The sequence below is a fragment of the Sulfuricurvum sp. genome, from assembly GCF_028710345.1.
Taxonomy (GTDB): domain Bacteria; phylum Campylobacterota; class Campylobacteria; order Campylobacterales; family Sulfurimonadaceae; genus Sulfuricurvum.
This window is the reverse complement of the sequence record NZ_JAQTUH010000003.1, coordinates 275,771-300,790: the sequence shown is the minus strand read 5'-3', so window position 1 is coordinate 300,790 and position 25,020 is coordinate 275,771. Positions and strand designations below refer to the sequence as shown.

Sequence of the window (25,020 nt, the reverse complement as noted above, 5' to 3'; positions counted from 1 at the left end):
CTTTTTGACATTTTAGCGTGTCAAAAAGAAGATAAAGCTTTGCCCCTCAAAACTCAAGTCTACTTGAACCCCTTTTTTATTTTGGGCAACTTCGAGGAGGGTATCGATATCGGCATAGGTACGAGGCAAGGTGATATCGAGTCGTTTTTTGTGTTCTGAGAGGAGTACTTTGGCACGTCCACCGATGATATTGACAAATTCTGCGAGAGAGTCTAAGACATCTTCATCGGTGACATCTTCGGTACCTATGAGAAGTTCACACGCTTTTTTAGCAATATTTTTTGGAAATACGAGGATGATAAGACCGTCGATATCACCATAAAATCCGATTGAACTGGCAACTTTATCGGATGCATTATCGATCTCTAATTTTTGAATGTTGACTTTCGTTTTGGTCGCTTCAGCATTGGTCATCATGGCGATTGTGGAAACGGTAGCATCGATAAAATTGGGTAACTCATTCACTAATGATTTGTTGAGGGTACGATGTTGTTTTGCTGTTGCTCCGCCACCGCCACCGAGTTCTTGCAGAAGCTCTTTATTTTTGAGAATATCATCCATGGTTTTGTAAAAGAGCATCCCAGCATCTTCAAGGTCGTTTTTAAAACTTTCCGGCGTTTTTTCAAATGTAAGTCCGACAAAACAAATCGTTGCGTTATATTCAGCTGCGGAAGAGGCAAGTTTGGTGAAAAAATTGAGGGCATGAATGTTCATCGAGATGACTTTATAGGCATCAAATATAAAAAGACGAAAACCGACATTAAGTGAATTGTTATGATAGGCGATATTAAAACTATCGCTGATTTCAGCATCCAAAAAATTTGCAATAGTGTAAATGATAGCATTTCCGGTAACGCGGGTAGCTACTTTTTGACCAAAATAACCTAAATAGGTATCTTCGATAATGGCGTAATAGAGCTCTTTATTCTTTTTTTTCTCTTCAAACTCCCCTTTACTTTGGGCAATAATGGGATTGTGCCCAAAATCAAATAGCTCAATCGCCATAGCAGAGCGTTGAGAAGGATCATCGTTGTAGAGAAGAACGGTGCGTGATTCGGATTTATTGCCGGCAACAAAAAGCTCTGCTATTTTTTCACTTTTAAAGAGGGAAAAGGAGAGCTCATTGCCATAAAAAGTATTGATGGCTTGGAATTTTTTATGATCGTAATCGCAAAACCCTACAGAGATATGCTTTTGAATTCGGATATTGGTGAGGAGACGTACAAAACTGTCAAGTCCGTTTTTATTAAAAAAGATCACTTTTTTGAGCGATACCAGTAGCATATCGACATTAAGCGATTCGGTTGCTTTGATATCATCAATACTGAGGAATGAGGGAGCATTATTTCCATCCAGAAAACCTTGCAGATGAAATATTCCAATACGCCCTTTGACTACTGCTCGCATGAATACCCCATTACCTCTGTAAATTCTTCATAGATATCCTCCACGAAATCGATTTGAAAATCGATAAACTCATTGAGACCCGCCATAACATAGATACTTTGGCTGAGTTCATAAAAAAGGAGAAGATGGATCCATTGAGCAAGTGTTTTGATTTTAGAAGGTATCTCCTCTTTTAAGCCGGAGGAACTCTCAATAAGCAATATGGATAGTTCATCCATCTCCCATAATTTTCCGATAGTTCCTGCAAGACTAAAGAGGTCATAAGTGCTTAATCGGTGAAGAATGGTATTGTAATCGAGTGCTTTAACACTACGAAGTTGGTTTACTTCATTTTTATGGGCAGAAAATAAGGCTTCACAGACAATGATAGTTGCTGGGATAAGGGTTATGGCACTACGAATCTCTTTGTTATCGATTTTAAGATGGGTAAGAATCTTCTCCCATCGTTGGCTCAAAGCGGCTTGTAAATCATAGAATTGGTGGTTGGTGAGGGAAAAAAGAACCCATTTTTTGGGAGTAAGGATACTTAATAGATAGTTATAGAGACATTGTTGTGTTGCTGAAACCCCTAAAATTCCAAAAATTTGAGATACATCACTTACTTCATTTTTAAATCCATAAAGGGGGCGATTGACAAGAATTTTCAAATAATGGCGTAATGCTGGATCTTCTTCTGCAGATTTTGCTGCTTTTATAAGATCACCAGCTCGGGCATACTGGAGCGCTTGGCGCACTACGGTAGGGGCAGAGGGGATGTTTTGGATATAAAGATTGATTTCTTCTGAGGTAATCACGTTATCAGGGGTATCCAATGTTTTTGTTTATTGTAATACTTCTTGGTTAAAGGAAACTTTAGGGGAGGAATAGTTTTCTCCTTAAGGTAAACTTTGGGTTGTTTGAGATAAAATTCGCAACCTAAATTTACGCAAGGAGCCCCAAGATGGCAAGAAAATGTGCTATTAGTGGTAAAGGCCCAATGAGCGGGAACAACGTTTCTCACGCGAAAAACAGAACAAAACGTCGTTTTTTACCAAATCTACGTACTGTTCGTGTAACACTTGAAGACGGTACTACGAAAAAACTTCGTATCGCTGCTTCTGAGCTTCGTACCCTTAAAAAAGATTCGTAATCTCTCGCGTGGTCCCCACGCATACTCGGGAGATTCCTCCCATTCTTCTCTTTCTTTTTTTGTAATCTAAAATTTCTTATAATGTCTCACTTGTTTTTCTAGGAGAATTTTCATGTATACTCTTCACTCAATTGACGGCGGTGTGTGCGCTGCTCATGGTTTTTATGCCGATGGCATCCATATAGGATTAAAAAAAGAGGGCGCTAAAGATTGTGCGTTTATCTACTCAGAAACATCTTGTGAAATAGCTTCTGTCTTTACGACCAATAAAATGACAGCAGCCCCAATCCGCCATTTTCGACAAAAAGGGAAGTTCAAAGGTAATTTTGTCCTGATTAATGCCAAAAATGCCAATGCTATGACGGGAAGTGCCGGTATCAGTGATATTGATGAAGTGCTTAACGCGGTAAATACAAAATTTCCTCAGATAGAGAACCCTGTTATGAGCTCGACGGGAGTTATCGGTGTACGTCTCCCTAAAGCAAAGATTATTGAGGGGGCAATGAATTTTGACCTCTCTCGTCGTGATGGTATTGCCGCATCGGAAGCGATTATGACCACCGATACTTTTGCGAAACGGATTGCTTTTGAAGTGCGTCTTGATGGAGGGAAATCATTTCGCATCGGTGCAATGGCAAAGGGTGCCGGGATGATTAATCCAGCCATGGCAACGATGCTCTGCTTTATCACGACTGATGCAGAGGTAGATCAAGAGACGATGCAAGCTATGGTGAATGAGTGTGTCCACACAACCTTTAATGCCGCGAGTGTGGATGGAGACACTTCAACCAACGATACTGTTTTGATAATGGCTAACGCCCAAAGCGGTGCATTTCATCGAGCCGCTTTTAAAGGGACATTAGAGGCTATTATGCTCTTTTTAGCTAAAGAGATGGTGCGTGATGGCGAGGGGGCTACGAAACTGGTGACCTATAAAGTGACTGGAGCCAAAGACAATAGTGAAGCGGAAGTATGTGCCAAAGCATTGTCAAACTCATTATTGGTAAAAACGGCACTTTTTGGACAAGATCCAAATTGGGGACGTATCGCTTCGACGGTCGGTGCAAGCGGTATTGCATGTGATGAAGCGACTCTCAGTATCTGGTTTGATGAGGTGTGTGTTTACCAAAAAGGGGAGTTGTTGTTTAATGAAGAGCTTGAACCGCTTGCCGCAGCGGTAATGAAAAAAAATACTTTTACTATCCATTGTGATATCGGTGTGGGTGAGGGGTCGTTTACTGCATACGGATGTGATTTAGGACATGAATACGTCAAAATTAATGCGGATTATAGAACCTAAAACCTTTCGTCATTCCGTACTTGATACGGAATCTAAGATCCTGAATCAAGTTCAGGATGACAATGCTGTATTATCTCACCCTAAGTCTCCTCTTGCTATAATCGCGCCTATAAAAACCAAAAAATAAATCACAAGTGATTTGGGCTTCCTGCCGAAGGAAACCTAGTGTTAACGTAGCCAATCGGGACGAGTTCCGATGGCGTATAAAAATAAGTAGGAAAACCCATGCGCGGATATAAAATTTTCAGCGGTTCAGCGTGTACCGAGTTTGCAGCGGAAGTGTGTCGAACCCTTGATGTTCCCCTCTCCAAAGCTTCAGTCAAACGTTTTAGTGACGGAGAGATTAACGTTCAAATCTCTGAAAGTGTTCGCGGACGTGATGTTTTTATCATCCAAAGTACGGGTGCCCCATCGAACGATAACTTGATGGAATTGTTGATTATGACCGATGCCCTTCGTCGCTCATCGGCTAACTCTATTACGGCGGTTGTACCGTATTTCGGATACGCACGACAAGATCGTAAAGCGGCTCCTCGCGTTCCGATTACCGCAAAACTCGTTGCTGATATGTTCGAAACCGCAGGGATTGATCGTGTTGTTACCATCGATTTGCATGCAGGTCAAATTCAAGGTTTCTTTGATATTCCGGTAGATAACCTCTACGGTGCGATTATTTTCGAAGAGTATATCCGCTCTAAAAATCTCGCAAATCCTGTCATCGCTTCTCCAGATATCGGTGGGGTTGCGCGTGCTCGTTATTTTGCTGAAAAACTTGGACTTGAGATGGTTATCGTCGATAAGCGTCGCGAAAAAGCAAACGAGTCTGAAGTAATGAACATCATTGGTGATGTAGCGGGTAAAGATATCATTATCATCGATGATATGGTCGATACGGCAGGGACGATGGTAAAAGCGGCTTCTGCACTGAAAAAACGTGGAGCAACATCGGTTATGGCGTGTGCGACACATGGCGTGCTCAGCGGAAAAGCGTATGACAACCTTAATAACGGTGAGTTGGATGAGTTGGTAATTTCCAACACATTGGTATTGAGCGGTCAAAGTGATAAAATTAAAGTCCTCAGCGTTGCACCGCTTTTTGCCGAAGTTATCCGTCGTGTTTACCACAACGAGAGCGTTAACTCACTTTTTAGTTAATCTCATTTAATAGTGCGAAGTTTATTCGCACTGCCCACATATTAATCACAGCATCTAACACAAACCTTGCATAATCAATCCTTATCTTGTTATAATAATCCAAACAAACAGAGGGGATAGTATGGTTCGACGCATCACGGATACTTCCCCAACTCTGCGCTCTTCGAGAGAGAGAGAGAGAGAGAGAGAGAGAGAGTAAAAGTGGCGATGCAAGCGTGTCGTGCATAGAATCCTATCCTCATTATTTTTCCCATCGTATCTCTAAATCACCATCCCCATTTCTAATCCTCTTTAAAAACACCGCTCCGCCGTGAACTTCTCATTAAGCGTATCCGTCATCCCAGCGAAGGCGAGAATCCAGTCATCCCGTGCCACGACACGGGGTATATCTATTTTTGAGATACTGAATCGAGTTCGGTATGACAGAAAATTAAAACTTAAAAAGGAAAAACATGAAAAAGTGGATAAACGGAATAATAGTAGTTGCTTTGATGAGCAGTATGGCAAATGGAAAAATGTTTAGGGATAGCAACACGGAGATAATAGTTGATACTGATACACATCTAATGTGGCAAGACAATGATGAAGTAAGAAGTAAATATATAGATTGGACAAAAGCGATGGATTATTGTGAAAATCTTTCATTTGCAGGATATGATGACTGGAAATTACCAGATATAAACTCCTTACAAAATTTGCATCAATATAATGCAGTATTGGAGAAACATAAGGAAAATAGCAGTTATTGGAGTTCTACTATAAGAAATGATGGTAAAATATTTGAGTATTACTGTGATTACAACGGTGACTGTTGGAAACCTCGTGTGTCGTCAAAGGAAGATACAAATTATCCTCGTTGTGTTCGTTCTGGAAAGTCCTCTGACCCTTTGGTTAAGAAATATGACAAGTATGTGGCTGACGAAAAAAAAGCTGAACAAGTAAGAGAAGATGCCTATAATGCAAAAATAGCCAAATTCCGTAAAAATCTCCAAGAGGGAGATGATACATCCAGTGGGATTGTTATACAAATCAAAGGCAATCTAGTCAAAATCCAAACCAATGATTCTCAATGTTCACAACGCGATTACAAAGGTAATTGTAATAACTGGATTAATACCCCTGTGGAAAAATGGGTAAAACGAAACGAATTGTATCCGAATTGATACTCTGCTTCCATTATTCTCACTTGCATAGAGTTGTGAGTGAGAAAATGGTGAGCTTACATAAGGGTAGCGTCAAAAAAATTTAACACAGGAGAGGTGGATGGACACCTCGTAATATTCCCACTTTCTTTTACCTCAAATGTTCTCCTACAAAAATCAAAACAAAAAACTAAAGGATACACCAATGTACAGTGAAATAAAAAAAATAGTTCATGATTATTTTGATGACAGCAAGAACTCTGATGAGAATCAGTGTAACGAAGCCAACGTAATTGAACCGAAGGAAGAAAATGCAAGAGTTAAACATCGTCTTGATGTTAGACATAAATCGTTTATTCGAGTATTTCAAAACAATCTTATTGTAAGCATGTTGTGTAATCGGAATAAAAAAATAGAGGATATTAGCCAAAATGACGAAATGGAGAATATTTATCGTCTTTCAGCTATCGATTTATTTGTCGAAAAAGCGATTGTCATTCTTGAAAATGAGGCAAATAGCTATCAATTATGGGGTAAATTAGCAATTCTATTTGGCTTGATTCCTATTGTATTTGGCATTTGGATTGCAGGCAGTAGTCAGTTTAGTCTATCTTTGTCAGGGATTGAACCAAAATATATAGAACATAATAATACTGCTATGTTTGAAACATATACGAAGATAGCTCCGAATATGCTACTTGATAATAATCATTCAGCAAATCAGGTGTTTGTTTTATCCGTAATGGACAAAGAGATCGAAAATTCATGGCGTGAGGAATTGGTTGCATTTGTCAAATCATTTACATTTTACGGATTGTTGGTATTGATGTCAGTGTTGCTGATGCGATTTGGAAAATCGCTTATCGATCAGGCTGAACGGCTTTTTAACCGTCGTCATGCTTTGCGCGAAGGACGACTTTATCTCCATCTTAAAAACGGATACGTTCAAACGGTGGAAGAGTTCGATCAAGTATTTAACTGGAATACCTCGCAGGATAACGCTTTTGCCACTATCCCAACCGATGCTCAGGCACCATGGGGAACCGCACTCAAGGAAGCACTCAATATCATTCCAAAAACGGTTGAGGCGGCGAAAAGTAAATGATTTTAGGGGGGGGCAAGGGGTGAAACCCCTTGGCTATACTCAATTGAGCATAGGAGCAAAAATGCACATAAGAAATAGTGATGTTAGCAATAAAATTATAACGACCTACACTCAACAAGTCAAGAAGCGGGAAAAAGCGTTTAGTAGATGTGATATTGACATCGTATTGCAATATCATTATAATTTCTTCAAAACCTTTTGATACCTCCTAAGCAACGCTCTGCTATAATTCCATTAATTAAACTAAATGAGTAATAGAACCTAATGAATAATATTCGCAATTTCTCTATCATCGCCCATATCGACCATGGGAAAAGTACCTTAGCCGATCGTATCATCCAAGAGTGTGGAGCGGTGAGTGATCGTGAACTCTCAAAACAAATGATGGACACGATGGACATCGAACAAGAGCGCGGGATTACGATTAAAGCGCAAAGTGTCCGTCTCGATTACGTCAAGGATGGTCAACACTATATTCTAAATTTGATTGACACTCCGGGCCACGTCGATTTCAGTTATGAGGTTTCCAAATCGCTCGCGTCAAGTGATGGGGCATTGCTCATCGTCGATGCGGCGCAAGGGGTCGAAGCGCAAACCATCGCGAATGTTTACATGGCGATGGAAAATAACCTCACCCTTATCCCCGTTATCAACAAAATCGACCTTCCCGCCGCAGAACCGGAACGGGTAGCCGAAGAGATTGAAACGACCATCGGGATTGATGCGACTGATGCGATTATGATTTCAGCAAAAACGGGTGTGGGCATTCGTACCCTCATCGATGCCATAGTAGAGCGGATTCCTGCACCTGTAGGGGATCCATCGGCAACGACCAAAGCAATCATTTATGATTCGTGGTTTGACTCGTACCAAGGGGCAATGGCTCTGGTGCGTGTGTTTGACGGTGAGATTAAAGTAGGTCAGATGGTGAAGCTCATGCACAATGATGAGAATCACCAAGTTCTCGAACTTCTCTATCCCCATCCACTGCGTCGTCAAAAAACTGGGGCGATTAAAGCAGGTGAGATCGGTATCGTGATTTTAGGGGTCAAAGAGGTGGGTTCTATCCGTGTCGGCGATACCATCACTGATGCGCGCAATCCAGCTCGTGAGCCTGTGGGCGAATATGCCCCTGCAAAACCGTTCGTTTTTGCGGGGATTTATCCGATCGATACCGATGAGTTTGAATCGGTGCGGGATGCCCTCGATAAACTCAAACTCAATGACAGTAGTCTCAGTTATGAACCGGAAACCTCTATCGCTCTTGGGTTTGGGTTCCGTGTTGGATTTCTAGGGATGCTTCATATGGAGGTGGTTAAAGAGCGGCTAGAACGTGAATTTAATCTCGACCTGATCGCTACCGCTCCATCGGTTGTTTACAAAGTCTATAAAACGGATGGGACGATGATCGAAGTTCAAAATCCGAGCGAACTTCCTGAGCCGCAAACGATTGAGAAAATCGAAGAGCCCTATGTTCGTGCTACGGTGATTGTGCCGACCGATTATTTGGGGAATGTGATTACTCTGCTTACCAATAAGCGGGGAATGCAAGAGAAGATGGAGTATCTCAACGAGACGCGTGTGATGCTCATCTACGTCATGCCGATGAACGAAATCGTCGTCGATTTTTACGATAAACTCAAATCGACTTCCAAGGGATATGCGAGTTTCGATTACGATCCTATCGAATTTCGTGAAGGGGATTTGGTTAAACTCGATGTCCGTGTAGCGGGTGATGTGGTCGATGCCCTCAGCGTTATCGTCCCACGTTGTAGCGCGGAATCACGTGGACGAGGACTCGTTACAAACATGAAAGAGATTGTCCCTCGTCAGCTTTTCGAAGTGGCGATTCAAGCGAGTATCGGTAATCGTGTAATTGCTCGTGAAACGGTCAAATCGATGGGTAAAAATGTTACTGCCAAATGTTACGGCGGGGATATATCCCGTAAACGCAAACTCCTCGATAAACAAAAAGAGGGTAAAAAACGGATGAAAGCGATTGGGAAGGTTCAGCTTCCTCAAGAAGCCTTTATGTCCGTCCTTAAAATGGACTAACGACCTATGCGTTGTATGATGTGTGAGCGATTCAGTCTCTCGCATATCTGCTCCTCGTGTCAAGACTCACTGTTAACTCCCCAGCTCCATAAACGTAAAATATTAGGGAATATTCCCGTCTACTCTTTTTTTCCCTATAGCGATATCGAACCGTTGTTACTCACCAAACATACCGATGTTGGATACTATATATACACGATTTTAGCGAAGCGCTCATTAGGAAGTTTTGCCCGTGAATGGCAGTATGCTAATCGTGTCGCTTCCATCGGTATCGACGATCATGCTACTAGTGGGTATTCTCATACCGCGATATTGAATCGCGCGTTAAAATCACACAACATCACCCCTCGATACGGGATACTTCGTGCGAGTCAACACTATAAATACGCGGGGAAAAGTGTCGAAGAGCGACTTCTCAATCCTAGGGAGTTTCGTTATACCCCTTTTAAAGAAGAGGAGGTGATATTGGTGGATGATATCGTTACAACGGGAACGACGCTCGGTGAAGCGGCTGAAGTGCTTCATTCTAACGGGAAAAAAGTAATCCTCTGTCTCACCCTCAGTGATGCGGAAAACAAATGATCAAGGTTCAATAGGGATAGAGAAATAAAAGCAGCTCCCCTCACCCAGTGTGCTAGTAGCCCAAATTTTTCCGTGATGGGCATGGATCATCTCTTTAACGATGGCGAGACCTAATCCAGTCCCTTTTATCGCAGTTTGTGTCACCCCTTCAATTTGGGTAAATGGATCAAAAATAGTCTCTAAATGTTCAGCTGCAATACCACTTCCTTGATCGCATATTGTAAATAGATGGTTGTCACTGCATTCGTAGTTGATGGTGATTGATGAGTGTTCGGGTGAAAATTTAATAGCATTACTCAAAATATTAATCATGATTTGTTGAATCATTTTACGATCCCCATGCATGGATTTGTCATAAGTAGTGGGGAATTTGAGGCTAATATGACGTTTATTTGCTAGTGGTTCGCCGATAATAGCAACATCTTGAAAAATTTCAGACACCGCAAAGGTAGTTGGATGAAGTTCCATTTTCCCCGCTTTCATTTTCGAAAAATCGAGAATGGTATTAACTAAATCGAGAAGATGTCTCCCCGATATGAGAATTTTTTCGATAAAGGTGGAAAACTCATTGGGGGTATCATTTCGTTTCATCAAGATTTGTGAAAACCCGATAATCGAGTTTAAAGGGGTTCGGAGTTCATGGCTCATGGTGGCAAAAAAAGCGTCTTTCGCAATAGCGGCTTGATTGGCCTCTTCTAAGGCAGTAATAAGTTCCGTTTGGTATTTTTCTTTTTCTACAATTTCTTGGAGGAGATTATCGTTTAGGTGTTGAACATAAAGCTGTTCTTGCTCTAAATGGTCGATTAGCTCTTCTTGTTGTCGTTGTAGTAAAACAACTTCTGTAAAATTAGCATGAAAATTTTTACTTGAAATAATCATCATAGCAGCAAAAAGGACAAGAGCTGTTCCGACCATCCATGAATTATCGTTGCTGTTGTCTAGCATAAAATGGAGCGCATACGGTGTAATGACAAATAAGTTATAAAAAATATAGCTTTCTGGGCGGTAGGAGCTCGAACCAACGCCACCGGCTACCATCCCTCCAATGATAACAATCAGCATCATCATGTGGATAGAGGAGTTAGGGAGAAGATAAAAAATACTTGTTCCCCAAATAACCCCTGAACCAATAATTCCAACCATATAGATTCGATAAGCTAAAGTAACATTTTGAGGGTGAATAAATTCTTTAAAACGGAGAAAACTGGTTAATCGAACCGCAAGGATCAAAAAATTCAAGCCGATCCATAACATAATGGAATCGTGTGGAACTTGATCTTTTAAAATAAAAGCAATGATGATGGAATTAAATAGTGTTGCAACTATGGGTATGGGAAGTGCACGATAGAGAGCTACTACTTCTTTGGTAAAGATTTCATTGTTCATAAAAAAGTCCATTTTTTCCATTATAGAAAAGATATCCTTTAATGCGTATAAGGACGTCAGAGAGGTAATCGTGTAAACGTTTATTGTGTTCTATTATCATTGAGTTGATTCAAGAGTTCTTGAAGCATTTGATTATGAGTAGGGGAATTGTCAAATCGTAAATCTTCTAAATCCGATGTGAACCGTCCGCTCGTATGGGTTGCATTTGGAGTTATGCGCAGAGTGATATCGGTGTTAAAATGGATAAACGGTTGGGTGATATGGTAATGTTTCTTAAGGACATCAGGGTTGGTTTGGGCGTTGTTGAGTGCAATTTTGAACGTCGTGTTGGTAAAGTCGCTATTGAGCGTACCATTGAGTGACCCCTCTATCGGGTGGGGGAGTGAGAGGAGGGAGAAGAGTGCACCTGCATCGATTGCTTTTGCCTCTACGTTTAATTGTTGAGGTCGAAGTTTCAAGAGTGAGAGTTTGGCAGTGAGCTTCCCTTTGGCAGCGGTACCGTCGGCGTTGAGGGAGAGGTGATGTTGCGTCCCATCGATTTGTGCATGAAGAGTTGCGGAAGTACGGAGCGGATACGAGACAAATTGCTCTAGTATTCCCAACTCATCCATCTCCCCTTCGAGATCGGCATGAAGTTTGAACGGTTGTATTTTTCCGTTTTTATCGGCAAGGAGTGACCACAAGTCGATACTCTCATTATCATCTTCTTTTAAAGGGGAGGGGATAAATCGGTGTGTCGTCGTTTTTAATCTTACGGAAGCATTGAGGTCACGTTTATCTATTCCGTTGATAGTGAGTGCTCCGCTAAGTAGGGTATCACTGTTATGCGGGTATTCGAGGAGATCCATGAGGTTTTGGTAATGAATACGGTGAAGGGTAATATCTAAAGAACGTAATGAGGCAAAATACAAATGGGTTGTAAATTTTAAGTCACCTTCGAAGATATGGGCATAGCCTTGGAGAATGAGGTGATAGTATGACCCTTTGATAGAACCGTTCAAATCGACAGCGAGGGGGAGTGCCGGAATGCCCGATAGAGAGTTTAGGGTATAAGTAGCATCGATTTTTGGAGGGAGTAGGAGATATTTTCCCACTGCATGAGCACGATTGTTCTCATTATCACACAACTCTATCTCGAAATTTTCCAATCCTAATCTAAAGGTGGTCAGGGTAATGTTTCTATCCAATGCTTCGGAGAGGTGTTTTTCGATAATAGGGGCTAATTGACGATTACCAAATGGGGTAAATAGGAGAGTATAGAGTAAAAGAGCGAGAGCAATGATGAATAGTATCACCAAGGTCAATACCCGAATTCTGTCTCTGTGTTGAGGTTCTATCTCTATTTTATCAACAGTATCCACGGTGTTCCAACCCCTAAAAAGATGATAAGATTGAGGAGTGTTACTGCCCCTCCGTAAATATAGATTTCACGGGCACTGATGTAGCCTGAGCTGAGATAGATGGCGTTGGACGATGAACCTTGTGGGGTGATGGTAGCGTTAAAATTGGTCGCAAAGAGTAACATCATCGCCATTAACTCCCCCGGAACACCCGCTGAAACACCTACTGAGAGAAAGATTCCAAACAAAGCGAGCAAATGGGCACTTTGTGAGACAAACAGGTAGTGAATCACAACATAGAGGATCACGAGTAAAAGATAGACGCTCATCCACGAAAGACCATTGAGATAGAGAGTAAAATGGTTCGCAACGGCACTCATAAAACCTTGTTCTGCGAGTTGCGTTGAGAGGGCAAAAAGGATTGCAAACCAAATAAGGGTGCTAAGAGCTTCCCCTTGAGATTTAAAATCGTCGATTCCAAATACCCGTGTTGCCATCAGAATCCCAAGCCCTCCGAAGGCAACGGCGGTTTTATCGATGGGAAAAATCCCTGAGAGTGACCAAAGAATCAGCATTCCTAAAAAGACCGCTCCCGTTATCCACTCATTGCGGCTGATTCCACCCATGGTTCTAAGTGCCTCTTTTGCTTTTTGGGGAGCATCGGGGGTATCTCGAAGTTCCGGCGGATAAATTTTGTAGAGAATCCATGGAATCATCAGAAAAGCCACCAGTGTAGGAACAATCGCGTATAAAAGCCATGTTCCGAACGTGATATGAATCCCCATTTTTTCCGCAATCCCTACCCCTATCGGATTCACTGCCATGGCGGTGAGCCAAAGTCCTGAAGAGATAGTGAGCCCCGCCATCGAGGTCATCATCAGATAAGCGCCCGCTTTTTTATGGGTATTGTTTCCCACTTTGGAATCACAATCGTGTGCGAGACCGTAAACGATAGGGTAGAGGACACCTGATCGGGCGGTGTTACTTGGAAATGCAGGGGCAAGGAGAATATCGGTAGCAATAACGCTGTACCCAAGCCCTAATGTAGAGTGACCGAAACGACGGATGATATGAAGTGATAAACGCTTTCCTAGTCCCGATTTATGGACGGCATGAGAGACCAAAAATGCCGCAACGATGAGGAGGATAAAACTCTCCGAAAATCCCGCGTACGCTTTGGAAGGCTCGATAACACCCGATAAAACACTGATAGAGAGGGCAATAATGGATGCTGTGATGATAGGTAGGAGATTAAACAATATCGAGATAATGGTAGAGATAAAGATAGTAAACAAAACCCATGCATTTGGTGTAATCCCCAAAGGGGGTGGCGTGCTATAGAGTAATAGGGCAAATAGGCAAAGTGCCACGAGGCTAAGGGTACGTTTTAGGGGCAAAGTCATCCATTATTCTTTTTCTACTATTATAGCATTAGAAGAGAGGTTTTAAACTTGATACTAATAGACTAAACTATTTTAAGTAAAAAAATTCACATACCCCTTGACAATGAGTGACTCAATTGTTTATAATGTCACTGGATTTCAACAAAGGAGCTAACAAATTTATGTCAACAGAAGTAAATGAAGAGGTTGTCGGCGAAGAAGAGATGACTCAAAACGGGTCAGAATCTACCATCGAAGAGCCTAAAAGCGATCTTGAAATCGCACAAGCAGAACTCGCATCGTTTCAAGATAAATATGCGCGTGTACATGCCGATTTCGACAATATCAAAAAACGCCTTGAGAGAGAAAAATATCAAGCACTTGAATACGCAAACGAAAAATTTGCCAAAGATTTGATCCCCGTAGTCGATTCGCTCTCTATGGCGATAGGAGCTACGGCTATCGATGCAGATGCAAACGTGTTGCTTGAAAAGCTCAAAGAGGGTGTTGAACTCACCATGAAACAGCTTTTAAGCGTTCTCGAAAAACATGGAGTAACCCCTGTTGATGAGAATGAGCCGTTTAATCCGGATATTCATAACGCTGTACAACGTGTGGACAGTGATGCTCATGAGAGCGGAGCAATCGTAAACACTTTTCAAAAAGGGTTTCGATATAAAGAGCGAACATTGCGCGATGCAATGGTCGTTATTGCAAATTAAAGTGTTCTGTCATTCCCGCGAAGGCGGGAATCTAGCTGGATCCCCGCCTTTGCGGGGATGACGAAAAAAAGTAAAAACAAAATAAAAACAGGAGAATATTATGTCAAAAGTAATTGGTATCGATTTAGGAACTACAAACTCATGTGTTGCTGTCTATGAAGGCGGCGAAGCGAAAATTATCCCGAATAAAGAGGGAAAAAATACAACTCCATCGGTTGTAGCGTTTACGGACAAAGGGGAAATCCTCGTAGGTGATCCTGCAAAACGTCAAGCGATTACTAACCCTGATAAAACGATCTACTCGGTCAAACGTATCATGGGTCTTATGATGAACGAAGAGAAAGCGAAAGAAGCACACGATAAAGTTACCTATAAAATCGTTGATAAAAACGGTATGGCTGCGGTTGACGTTGCGGGTAAAGTGTATACCCCTCAAGAAATCTCGGCAAAAATCCTTTCAAAATTGAAAGCGGATGCAGAGTCATACTTGGGTCAATCGGTAACCGATGCGGTTATCACTGTACCAGCATATTTCAATGATGCACAACGTAAAGCGACCAAAGAAGCGGGAACCATCGCAGGATTGAACGTCCTTCGTATCATCAACGAGCCTACTGCTTCTGCATTGGCGTATGGTTTGGATTCAAAAGGGGATGAAAAAGTTCTTGTTTACGATCTAGGGGGCGGAACATTCGACGTTACGGTTTTGGAAATCTCTGAGGGGACTTTCGAAGTTCTATCAACCGATGGAAACGCGTTCCTCGGTGGGGATGACTTCGATAATAAAATCGTAGATTTCCTCGCAACTGAATTCAAATCAGACCACGGAATAGACCTTAAAGCGGACAAAATGGCGCTTCAACGTCTCAAAGACGCGGCAGAAAATGCGAAAAAAGAGCTCTCTTCAGCAGAAGAAACAGAGATTAACCTTCCATTTATCACCGCAGACGCATCAGGTCCTAAACACTTGGTTGTAAAACTTACTCGTGCGAAATTCGAGGGGATGATTGATACGCTTGTAAAAGAGACAATCAGCCACATCAAAACAGCGATGAAAGATGCGGGATTAAGCAAAAACGAAATCAACGAAATCATCATGGTCGGTGGATCAACGCGTCTTCCAATCGCACAAAAAATGGTTTCGGATGAGTTTGGCGGTAAAACGTTGAACAAAGGGGTAAATCCTGATGAAGTAGTAGCAGCGGGTGCCGCAATCCAAGGTGGGGTTTTACGTGGAGATGTTAAAGACGTTCTCTTGCTTGACGTTACACCATTGTCTCTCGGTATCGAAACTCTCGGTGGCGTTATGACAAAAATCATCGAAAAAGGGACGACTATCCCAGTGAAAAAATCACAAATCTTCTCAACAGCAGAAGATAACCAACCAGCCGTTAGCATCTCTGTAGCTCAAGGTGAGCGTGAGTTCGCCCGTGATAATAAATCTCTCGGATTGTTCGAACTTACAGGTATCCCATCGGCACGTCGCGGTGTACCTCAAATCGAGGTAACGTTTGACATCGATGCGAACGGTATCTTGACTGTTAGCTCGACTGACAAAGGGACAGGTAAATCACAATCGATTACCATCTCTGGAAGCTCAGGACTCAGCGAAGAAGAGATCAATAAAATGGTTCAAGATGCTGAAACGCACAAAGCCGAAGATGCAAAACGCAAAGAGATCGTAGACCTCCGCAACCAAGCGGACGCACTTGCAAGCCAAACCGAAAAATCTCTCGAAGAGATGGGTGATAAAATCGACGCAAGCGAAAAAGCAACCATCGAAACCGCTCTCGAAGAACTCAAAGCGGTCTTGAAAAATCAAGATGCTACCAAAGAAGAGATCGAAGCAGCGACGAAAAAACTAGCAGATGCAAGCCATAAAATGGCAGAGCAAATGTACAAACAAAACGAAGGCGGTGAAGCCGCTTCGTCAAACGCGAAAAAAGATGACGACGTCATCGACGCAGAAATCGAGTAATATTTCCGTTCGCCCTGAGCTAGTCGAAGGGTGACTACTTTCTGTCATCCCGTACTTGATACGGGATCCATTTCTCCAAGCATACTTTCTTACTCAACTATAATCTATAATTTTACTTTCACTATTTTTTAATTTATCCAGTTGTATAAATAGACATCAAGGATAAAAAATGAATATTTCTGATACTCAATGTAAACAACAAAATTCTAATATTAATCATCTCGTACTCAATCAAGTCGAGAAAGAAAAAAAGTTACAAGCACTATTTGCACTAGGTTCTTATCCATTGGGAGGTCAATTATATAAGGAGATTAAGCACGCACGTAGCATTCTCAGTCAAGTTCCAAACCGTAAACCGTTATATAAAGAAGATGAGCTTTAATCTCTCCCGTCCGCCCTGAGCGCGTCGAAGGGTAACATCTCCGTCATCCCGTACTTGATACGGGATCCATCCCATAAATTTTCTTAATTCATTCCCTTTTTTTACACGTTATAATGCTGTCATGGCAGATAAAACTCCCGCTTTTTCCACTATTTCCGCGTAGAATGAAAATCCAGTTTCATTAGTTTATTAAATTTAGATAGGGTTGGGATCTCTTATTTTCAAATCCTTCTGTGTTAATTTATAAAGCTGATATAGATATAATTAAGTGAATAGCATTTTCGATGCAAAGAACTACTAAATATATGGAAATACAATACATTATGAAAAAATCTGGACAAAAACATCAAAATTATGAAATTTTAAATCTCATAGGTTATGGGCTTTCAAAATTTAATGATGATTTTATAAAAGAGTTTGGATTTTCAACTAAAACAGCTTTTTATGAGTATTGTGTTCTCCATAACATAGCTGAAACAGTTGGTACTGTTAAAAATAGAATGGATTTATTTGATCATTTTTTTCCTAATAATGGAAGAAAAGGTTGGTGGCAAAAAGGTGATACCTATATTCATAGAAAAATTTTGATAGATAGTTTATTTGGACTTGAAGATGCCAAAGGATTTGCAAATATTGTAAAACTATATATGAAAGAAAATTATGAAGTTGAAGATATTTTGATCAGTGTTAAACCAATAGTTAAATCAAGATTTAAAAAGCTTCAAGAAACGGGATTAGAAGCAGAAATTTACTTTATGAATAATTTTAATGCAATCAGTATATTTAATGATGGAAGTTTAGAGGATGCAAGATTGTTTGGAGATGGGTACGATTTCCAAGTAAATGTAAATACTTCTACGTATTTAGCAGAAATAAAAGGTATTCGTGAGAAGAAAGGGAAATTTAGACTTACTGAAAATGAGTATAAAAAAGCATTGGAATATCAAAATGATTATATTGTAACTTTAGTATTAAATATGAATGATTTACCTACTTTCTTAACCATTGAAAATCCAATAAAAAATTTAAAATTTGAAGAAAGAATTATAAATTCTAAAATCAGCAAAGAATATCATTTGGTGGGTGAAATATGTTAACACTAGAAGAAAAAATTGAGTATTTCAAAAAATATTTATTATTAGAAAGTGATTGTATGAAAGACGAATTACATTTATATTTTTTTGAACTTGAAAATGGTCAATTTAATTTCTTAAATAATCTAAACACTTATGCTGATATTGAAAATAAAACAAAGTTTATCATATCGAAAATGTTTATGCATGAGCATGAAGATGGTCTATTTGATATCATAGAAAATTATTTATTATAAATTATGCAATAGATTTTGCAAAATATTCCTCGCTGAATTCTTAGAACCGATGTAACGAGATGGGATTTATACCGCTCCATGCAGTCCGAAGCCAAAGAGATTGCAATGATTCAGCCTTTTGCATCGTAGTTAATTTTTTCCTAAGTGGAGGTGTACCATGGCAAAAATATGTGTTTATCTCGATAATGAGCTCGAATCCAAAGTTAAACAAAACGTTGCTGTGATGGGAATCTCTCTAAGTCGGTTCGTATCCGATCTGATACGCAAAGAGCTAGACGAAAAGTGGTCTCCCGCTATCCATCAGCTCGCAGGTGCATGGGATGATTTTCCCGATGCAGAATCTTTGCGGGATTAAGGCTGTGTATTAGCGCATCATTACGCTTTAATGACCCGAAACCAAAGAGAGTTCGGAAAAGTAAAAGGATTGAAAGTCGAAAATTGGTATTCATAATTATTTCTCTCGGATAATGTTTGCACACCACAAATACTATAGCCAAAATGAGTATTTTTGAATTAATAGTGTATTATATAAAGAAAAAAAGAGTATCTAATGTTTAATGAATTTCAACAAGGCATTATAGTCACCATAGCCATAGTAGAAGCGATCATAATTTTTTATCTAATGTTAAAAAGATGTTCAATCTCACAAACTCATAGTAATGTGATAGTAAAAAATGATATACCGGAAGTGGTTATCCAAGAGAAAGTAGAAGTAGTTCCAGAGATAGTAGAAGAGCCGGAAGCAGAGCTGTTGCCCGAGGTAAAGGAAGAGTTAAAACCAGAGATACTTCCTGAGGTGCACGAAGAACTCGAAGAAGAAATACTTCCGGTGATACTAGAAGAGCCAAAGATAGAGCCAATTTCAGAGGTTTCCTTACATGGAGAAAAAGAAGAGATTGAATTCATCGCACCAGTTCGCAAAGATATAGAGATAACAAGTAAAAGAAAAAGTGACAAAATAATCCCAAAACGAGCTGTTCCAGCACATGGAAAAATTACCAAACAAAGTTTTTCTGAATTCGCAGGTGAGAGAATATTGGTTGCAGAAGATAATCCTATTAATCAAAAAGTGCTTTTGGGATTATTAGCGGGAAGCGGTATAGAGTTAGTTATAGCCAATGATGGTCAAGAAGTTCTAGATATTCTTAAAAAAGATACAAATTTTTTGATGATTTTGATGGATGCTCATATGCCTAGAGTGGATGGTTTTGAAGCAACACGGATTATTCGAGAAAATACAAAATACGACCACATTTTAGTAGTAGCACTTAGTGGAGATACTGCCTCTGATGACATACATAAAATGAAGAATGCAGGGATGTCTGAACATCTGGAGAAGCCTCTGAGAATGGAATCTCTCTATAAAATTATCTATGCTTATACAAGGAGTGAAGTTCAAAATGAGAAGTCAACAAAAACTATAACAACAAAAAATTTAGATGTGGACAAAGGACTTCAGGCGTGTGGAGAAGATGATGAGTTTTACCGTGAAATATTATCAGAGTTTAGGATGAACTATGCCAATTCTTCGGACAAGTTAGGAGAATTTTTACGCTCTGGAAATATTAAAGCTGCTGACGCATTACTTCTTGATATTATCGGCATAGCTGCAAACATCGGGGCAGATCCCCTGTACGAAATCGCTTCAAGTATGAAACTGGCTCTGAGTGACACACATGAACAGAGCTACTTTATCCTTTTTGATCACTACAATGATGAGCTAGATAGATTAATGGGAGATATTAGAGAATATCTTTGATATTTCTATCTTATCTATTGACTCAAATGAATTTTGAAATATATCGACACTATTTTATTGAAATTTATGTACAAAAGTTAGTTAATATTGTATGATTAAAGAAAAAAAGAGTAGCCAATGTTTAATGAATTTCAACAAGGGATTATAATTATAGTAGCCATAGTGGTTGGGATATTCGTTCTTTACTTGATCGTAAAAAGAAGCTCAACTTCGCAAACTCATAGTGATGAACCAGAAAAGAACGATTTAGCGGAAGTATCTGTATCTGCTCAAGAGACGGTAGAAGAAACTCCAGAGCTACATGAAGAGCCAATAGTAGAGCTCGTTTCAGAAATCCCCTTATATGGAACAGAAGAAGGCGATTTTGGAGTTAGAACAACGACTCTGGAAGAGAGGGTTGAAGAGTCCACGGATAGAAGAAAAAGTGACAAGACAATCCAAAAACGTTCCGTTCCCCCACATGGCAAAATTACAAAACAGAATTTTGCTGAATTTGCCGGTGAGAGAATATTGGTTGCAGAAGATAACGTTATTAACCAAAAAGTTCTTGTAGGTCTTTTAGCGGGAAGCGGTATAGAGTTGGTTTTAGCTAACGATGGTCAAGAAGCTCTTAATATACTTGAAAATGACACCAACTTTTTGATGATTTTGATGGATGCACACATGCCAAGAGTGGATGGTTTTCAAGCAACACGTATTATCCGAGAAAATCCAAAATACGACCACATTTTAGTAGTAGCACTTAGTGGAGATACTGCATCAGACGACATACAAAAAATGAAGGATGCAGGGATGTCTGAGCAGCTAGAAAAGCCTTTGAGAATGGAATCTTTGTATCAAATCATTTATGCGTATACAGGTAAAGAGACTCAGGAAGAAGCTACAATAACAAAAATTTTAGATGCTGATCAAGGGCTTGACACGTGTGGAGGAGATGAAGGTTTCTATCGTGAAATCTTGTCAGAGTTTAGAACTGACTATCTCAATTCTTCGGATAAATTAGGAGAACTTTTGCGCTCAAATAATCTTCAAGATGCTGATGGGTACCTTCTTGATATTATCGGGGTTACTGCAAATATCGGGGCGGACTCACTCTGTGCAATTGCTTCAACCATGAAACTGGCTCTTAGTGATACTCAGGAACGGAGTTATTTTATCCTTTTTGACCAGTATAAAATCCAACTTAACAGTGTAATGGAAGAAATTAAAGAGTATCTTGGATGATGCTCTCTTTGTCCACTTCTGTAAATTGCACCCTGACATATTTTTAACTTCTTCGACTAAATCACACTACACTGCTTTTTAAATTAGTATAAGGCAGTGCATTATGATTATTCATCTCGATCTAGACTGCTATTTTGTCTCCGCCGAACGTACCCGCACCCCCTATCTCAAAGGTAAACCCGTAGTCGTAGTTAAAAGCAGTGATAGAGCTATTTTTTCCACCGAAGATTCTACAAGTGTGATGACCGAACGGGTGGGGGCGTTTAACTCCCTCTTTCAACATGAGCGGGTGTGGAGAGGGTTTGATACCAATGGTTGGAAGAGAGAGTTTATGGATGAGTGGGGGCGGGTGCATGGGATTGTTATTGCTCGAAGTTATGAATGCAAACCCTACGGGATTAAAACGGGAACGACCCTCTCTGATGCGTTGAGTATGTGTCCGAATCTTTTAGTAGTGCAGGGAGATCATCTTTTTTATCAGCTCCTTTCGGGAAAATTACGGGAATTTCTTCAGAGTAAAATTCCCGTTTTAGAGCAATACAGCATCGATGAGTTTTGGGGAGATTTGAGAGGATGGGTAGATGAGGAGGATGTGTATCCTTTTATCGCTGATTTACAAAATGAAATAGTGGAAAAGTTTGATCTTCCGATGTCGATAGGGGCATCTTCGGCGAAGTGGATTGCGAAGCTAGCGACCGATTTTAATAAGCCCTACGGGATTACAATCGTTCCAAAAGAGGAGATCATCAGCTTCGTTTCCCCCATGAGTATCAACACGTTTCCCGGTATCGGCAAGGCTCTCTCTAAGCGGTTAGGGAGTTATGGGATAAAAACTTTAGGGGAGCTTTTGGTATCAGAGGGGATGGTACAATCGTGGGGGAAGATAGGAACTGATTTGATTAGACGACTCAGAGGGACGGATAATGAACCTATTAATCCCCATCATGATCGCCAATCGATAGGGATATCGCGTAATTTTACCGAAACAATGGATCGTCGTGAAATCAAACGACGTGCTATTATCCTCTCTCGGCATCTCTCCCATACGATACTAAAACTGGGGGTAAATCCTACTACCTACAGTTTTAAACTCAAATACAGTGGCGGTGCATCATCGAGTATCTCTACGACGATTGATCGATTTTTTAGCGAAACGCTTATGCGCTCTATTACCGTGGAGATGATAAGTAAAATTGATAATCTTCCCCAATACGCTATTCACAGTATCTCGATTTATGCTTCCAATTTTAGTACTGCATCGAAGCCTAAAACATTTTCATTGCTTGATGCACAGAGGGACGAAGAGTTTCGTAATCTGAGTAATCACATTACCATTTTAAGAGATAAATACGGTGTTGATATTGTACGGTGCGCGATTGAGAAAGGGTAAAAATAAATTTTAGTTAATCCCAGTCAACCTTTGTTATAATCATTTAATATTTTTTTTGGATTATCATGGACAATAAATACATCGGACGTCAGCCTATTATCGATGGGAAAGCGAAAATTGTTGCGTATGATCTCCTTTATCGGGAGGGGACACATAATGATGACAATGGATTTACCGCAGCCGTTATCAGTACCCTATTGTTATCTTCCGATAAAATTTTGGGTAAACATCTTGGATTTATCCGTGTCGGTGCGGAATTTCTCCAATACGATGTGGTTGATTTACTCTCTCATGATAAGGTTGTCTATTCTCTTTTACCCAGTGCTGTAATCGATGACAAATTGGTTGAGAGGGTACAGGTTTTACGGGAGCAGGGGTACTGTTTTGCTCTGAACGATGTGATTTATACGGCTGAGAGTGCAGGGCATTATGCTCTGATTTTACCGTATGTGAGCTATATAAAAATCGATATATCCCAAAGCGATTTAACCCTTATTTCTCATACGATTTCAATGTTCCATGAAGTAGGGATAAAGGTAATCGGAAGCAAAATAGAGACCCATGATCTGTATGAATTATGCCAATCGATGGGATTGGATTATTTTCAGGGTTATTTTATCTCTACCCCTAATATTATCGAAAATGCCTCTTTTTCTCCGGAACAAATAGGGATTATAACGTTGTGGAATCTTTTGCAGCGTGATACTGAAATTCGTGAGCTGGTGGACGCGTTTCAACAAAATCATGCGGTGAGTTTGAAACTTCTCCGATTTATTAACTCAGCAGCCTTTTCACTTAGAAATCCGGTTTCATCGATAGAACAAGTCCTTACACTGATGGGGCGTGACCCGATTTCACGGTGGATTATGCTGTTGATGTTTTCAGAAACGCATAACGGTGTTGAGAAGAGAGTACCGTTATTGTTGATGGTCGTTTATCGTACTGAAATGATGAGTGCATTGATTAAACTTCTCAAGCCGAATGTCACCCATTTAGAGCTTTCAACAGCTTATTTTGTGGGGATGCTCTCGTTGATTCATCTATTATTCCACATGCCTCAGAAAGCGGTTTTGGAAAAACTCAATATTACTGTTGAGATTAAAAATGCGGTTGTTGATGGGGTAGGATTTTATGGGGAGCTGTTGGATTTGACGCGCTCTATAGAGTGTTTTGATACCGAACTGATGGAGAGTTATTTGCATAAAAAAGGGTTAAAATATGCGATAATAGAGCCGATTATCTCCCAAGTGATGGAAAAAGTAAATACGTTTGAAAAGGCGATGGAAGAATGAAAAGTTATGGATTGAAAATTATAGTAACACTGACGATACTTTTGAGTGCATTGTCACTTTATGCAGGAGAACCAAAGGGGTATAAAATCGTTTTGGCCTCGTTTGGGAGTTTTGATGAAGCTAAAGGGGCTTTGAACAAAATCGGAGAAAAGCTGGGAGATGAAGAGAAAGGATTGCAAGCGAAAGAAAAATTTGAAATCGTTGCACGACCATCCGGAAAAGCATATATCCTAGCAATTGAACCGATCGAGAGTGAATCGGGATCAAAAAATGTATTAAAACAGTTTAAAAAGTTCTATTCGGGTGCGTATGTTAATGGCTATTTTGGTCCAACTCCGGGGAGTGTATCGTTAGCATCTGAGAGAAAATCAGACGTTGTTGAAGAGAATACAACACAAGAAACTCCCATTGTTACTCCTGTGATAGAAAATAATATAACCGAGAAAGTTGCAATACCAAAAGCGAGTGAGATTGTTTCGATAACCGAAGAGGAAAAACCAAAAAATTTTAGACCTATAATATATATGATTATTCTTCTTATCGCAATAGGTGGAAGCATCTTTTATCTACGCAAACGTCTTTTTTCGCAAGTAGCTAGTAGCGAGGAAAGTAAATCGTTAGAATCTCTCAAAGAGGTTGATTCTGAACTCATGGTGGAAGAGGACGACAATAGAATCAGTGAGGATAATAGTCTACCTCATGTCGAAGCACTGGGGGGGACGAACAAAGATATTTTTTATACTTTTAAAAAGAATATGTTTTTTATCACGTTGCTCAATGAGTTACAATCAGCCGCTCAGCGTAAAGAGTTAGGCCGTTGCAATGAAATCATGGATGAGATATTACGATATCAAAAGAACTTTCAAAAAAGCGCTATTATGGCTTCGATGAAAGATCTTCTTGACGCTAAAGAGTTGGAAAAACTGGCTGTTTTTATCGGCAGTGAGATAGAGTAAAGAG

The 25,020-nt window shown here is 40.2% G+C and carries 24 protein-coding genes; 18 read left to right on the top strand and 6 right to left on the bottom strand.

The genetic code is table 11. The annotated features are described in order from the left end of the window. Window positions 1–12 precede the first annotated feature (12 nt). The gene (locus PHC76_RS06165; protein ID WP_299973122.1) at window positions 13–1,407 is read right to left on the bottom strand and encodes a chemotaxis protein CheX; all 1,395 of its coding nucleotides are present in this window, start codon (window positions 1,405–1,407) and stop codon (window positions 13–15) included. Next, complete coding sequence (locus tag PHC76_RS06160; RefSeq protein ID WP_299973119.1) at window positions 1,395–2,219, bottom strand: histidine kinase; 825 nt, start codon at window positions 2,217–2,219, stop codon at window positions 1,395–1,397. Before PHC76_RS06160 ends, PHC76_RS06165 begins: the two co-directional genes overlap by 13 nt. 128 nt (window positions 2,220–2,347) lie before the next feature. Between PHC76_RS06160 and rpmB the strand changes: the two genes are divergently transcribed. The 3 genes from rpmB (at window position 2,348) to PHC76_RS06145 (ending at window position 4,991) form a co-directional block, all read left to right on the top strand. Continuing rightward, window positions 2,348–2,536 carry a 50S ribosomal protein L28 gene (gene rpmB / locus PHC76_RS06155; protein WP_015652778.1) on the top strand — a complete coding sequence of 63 codons (189 nt, stop codon included), beginning with the start codon at window positions 2,348–2,350 and terminating at the stop codon, window positions 2,534–2,536. A 112-nt stretch (window positions 2,537–2,648) separates the two neighbouring features. Next, window positions 2,649–3,836, top strand: coding sequence for a bifunctional glutamate N-acetyltransferase/amino-acid acetyltransferase ArgJ (argJ, locus tag PHC76_RS06150; protein WP_299973115.1), 1,188 nt, complete (start codon window positions 2,649–2,651; stop codon window positions 3,834–3,836). 225 nt (window positions 3,837–4,061) lie between these two features. Beyond that, a complete protein-coding gene (locus PHC76_RS06145; protein WP_300209867.1) occupies window positions 4,062–4,991 on the top strand; it encodes a ribose-phosphate pyrophosphokinase in 930 nt (309 codons plus the stop codon). Here the strand turns inward: PHC76_RS06145 and PHC76_RS06140 are convergent. Beyond that, on the bottom strand, window positions 4,984–5,217 hold the full coding sequence (locus PHC76_RS06140) for a hypothetical protein (protein ID WP_300209865.1): 234 nt from the start codon (window positions 5,215–5,217) through the stop codon (window positions 4,984–4,986). The two genes, PHC76_RS06145 and PHC76_RS06140, sit on opposite strands and share 8 nt — an antisense overlap. Window positions 5,218–5,443: 226 nt before the next feature. On the opposite strand from PHC76_RS06140, the gene PHC76_RS06135 reads away from it, so the two are divergent. The 4 genes from PHC76_RS06135 to PHC76_RS06120 all read left to right on the top strand — a co-directional run bounded on the left by PHC76_RS06135 (window position 5,444) and on the right by PHC76_RS06120 (window position 9,875). After that, on the top strand, window positions 5,444–6,154 hold the full coding sequence (locus PHC76_RS06135; RefSeq protein ID WP_299974761.1) for a DUF1566 domain-containing protein: 711 nt from the start codon (window positions 5,444–5,446) through the stop codon (window positions 6,152–6,154). 184 nt (window positions 6,155–6,338) lie between these two features. Continuing rightward, entirely contained in the window at window positions 6,339–7,238 is a 900-nt protein-coding gene (locus PHC76_RS06130) for a hypothetical protein (RefSeq protein WP_299974758.1), read from the top strand. A gap of 264 nt (window positions 7,239–7,502) precedes the next feature. Next, window positions 7,503–9,293, top strand: coding sequence for a translation elongation factor 4 (gene lepA / locus PHC76_RS06125; RefSeq protein WP_299974755.1), 1,791 nt, complete (start codon window positions 7,503–7,505; stop codon window positions 9,291–9,293). A 6-nt stretch (window positions 9,294–9,299) separates the two neighbouring features. Then, window positions 9,300–9,875 (top strand): ComF family protein, encoded by a 576-nt coding sequence (locus PHC76_RS06120; protein ID WP_299974752.1) that lies wholly within the window; start codon window positions 9,300–9,302, stop codon window positions 9,873–9,875. Here PHC76_RS06120 and PHC76_RS06115 read toward each other — a convergent pair whose 3' ends face one another. The 3 genes from PHC76_RS06115 to PHC76_RS06105 all read right to left on the bottom strand — a co-directional run bounded on the left by PHC76_RS06115 (window position 9,876) and on the right by PHC76_RS06105 (window position 14,004). Next, window positions 9,876–11,261, bottom strand: a complete 1,386-nt coding sequence (locus PHC76_RS06115) for an ATP-binding protein (protein ID WP_299974748.1) — start codon at window positions 11,259–11,261, stop codon at window positions 9,876–9,878. A gap of 80 nt (window positions 11,262–11,341) precedes the next feature. Beyond that, complete coding sequence (locus PHC76_RS06110; RefSeq protein WP_299974745.1) at window positions 11,342–12,622, bottom strand: hypothetical protein; 1,281 nt, start codon at window positions 12,620–12,622, stop codon at window positions 11,342–11,344. Continuing rightward, a complete protein-coding gene (locus tag PHC76_RS06105) occupies window positions 12,601–14,004 on the bottom strand; it encodes a DASS family sodium-coupled anion symporter (protein ID WP_299974743.1) in 1,404 nt (467 codons plus the stop codon). Before PHC76_RS06105 ends, PHC76_RS06110 begins: the two co-directional genes overlap by 22 nt. 161 nt (window positions 14,005–14,165) lie before the next feature. Between PHC76_RS06105 and PHC76_RS06100 the strand changes: the two genes are divergently transcribed. The 11 genes from PHC76_RS06100 (at window position 14,166) to PHC76_RS06050 (ending at window position 25,016) form a co-directional block, all read left to right on the top strand. Further along, window positions 14,166–14,705 carry a nucleotide exchange factor GrpE gene (locus PHC76_RS06100; RefSeq protein WP_299974740.1) on the top strand — a complete coding sequence of 180 codons (540 nt, stop codon included), beginning with the start codon at window positions 14,166–14,168 and terminating at the stop codon, window positions 14,703–14,705. Between the two features lie 100 nt (window positions 14,706–14,805). Next, window positions 14,806–16,683 carry a molecular chaperone DnaK gene (gene dnaK / locus PHC76_RS06095; RefSeq protein ID WP_300209862.1) on the top strand — a complete coding sequence of 626 codons (1,878 nt, stop codon included), beginning with the start codon at window positions 14,806–14,808 and terminating at the stop codon, window positions 16,681–16,683. 169 nt (window positions 16,684–16,852) lie between these two features. Continuing rightward, window positions 16,853–17,065: a hypothetical protein gene (locus PHC76_RS06090; RefSeq protein WP_299974734.1), complete on the top strand. Its 213-nt coding sequence runs from the start codon at window positions 16,853–16,855 to the stop codon at window positions 17,063–17,065. Window positions 17,066–17,388: 323 nt separating this feature from the next. Continuing rightward, on the top strand, window positions 17,389–18,162 hold the full coding sequence (locus tag PHC76_RS06085) for a DUF3883 domain-containing protein (RefSeq protein WP_299974731.1): 774 nt from the start codon (window positions 17,389–17,391) through the stop codon (window positions 18,160–18,162). Beyond that, the gene (locus tag PHC76_RS06080) at window positions 18,156–18,395 is read left to right on the top strand and encodes a hypothetical protein (RefSeq protein ID WP_299974729.1); all 240 of its coding nucleotides are present in this window, start codon (window positions 18,156–18,158) and stop codon (window positions 18,393–18,395) included. The genes PHC76_RS06085 and PHC76_RS06080 overlap by 7 nt, the downstream gene beginning before the upstream one ends. A 157-nt stretch (window positions 18,396–18,552) precedes the next feature. Next, window positions 18,553–18,750, top strand: coding sequence for a hypothetical protein (locus tag PHC76_RS06075; RefSeq protein ID WP_299974727.1), 198 nt, complete (start codon window positions 18,553–18,555; stop codon window positions 18,748–18,750). Window positions 18,751–18,945: 195 nt separating this feature from the next. Next, window positions 18,946–20,154 (top strand): response regulator, encoded by a 1,209-nt coding sequence (locus PHC76_RS06070; protein ID WP_299972379.1) that lies wholly within the window; start codon window positions 18,946–18,948, stop codon window positions 20,152–20,154. A gap of 117 nt (window positions 20,155–20,271) precedes the next feature. Next, window positions 20,272–21,378, top strand: coding sequence for a response regulator (locus PHC76_RS06065; protein WP_299972381.1), 1,107 nt, complete (start codon window positions 20,272–20,274; stop codon window positions 21,376–21,378). Between the two features lie 103 nt (window positions 21,379–21,481). Further along, entirely contained in the window at window positions 21,482–22,768 is a 1,287-nt protein-coding gene (locus tag PHC76_RS06060; protein ID WP_299972382.1) for a DNA polymerase IV, read from the top strand. A gap of 65 nt (window positions 22,769–22,833) precedes the next feature. Continuing rightward, on the top strand, window positions 22,834–24,060 hold the full coding sequence (locus PHC76_RS06055; protein ID WP_299972384.1) for an EAL and HDOD domain-containing protein: 1,227 nt from the start codon (window positions 22,834–22,836) through the stop codon (window positions 24,058–24,060). Beyond that, window positions 24,057–25,016, top strand: coding sequence for a hypothetical protein (locus tag PHC76_RS06050; protein WP_299972385.1), 960 nt, complete (start codon window positions 24,057–24,059; stop codon window positions 25,014–25,016). Before PHC76_RS06055 ends, PHC76_RS06050 begins: the two co-directional genes overlap by 4 nt. The last annotated feature ends 4 nt before the right edge of the window (window positions 25,017–25,020 follow it).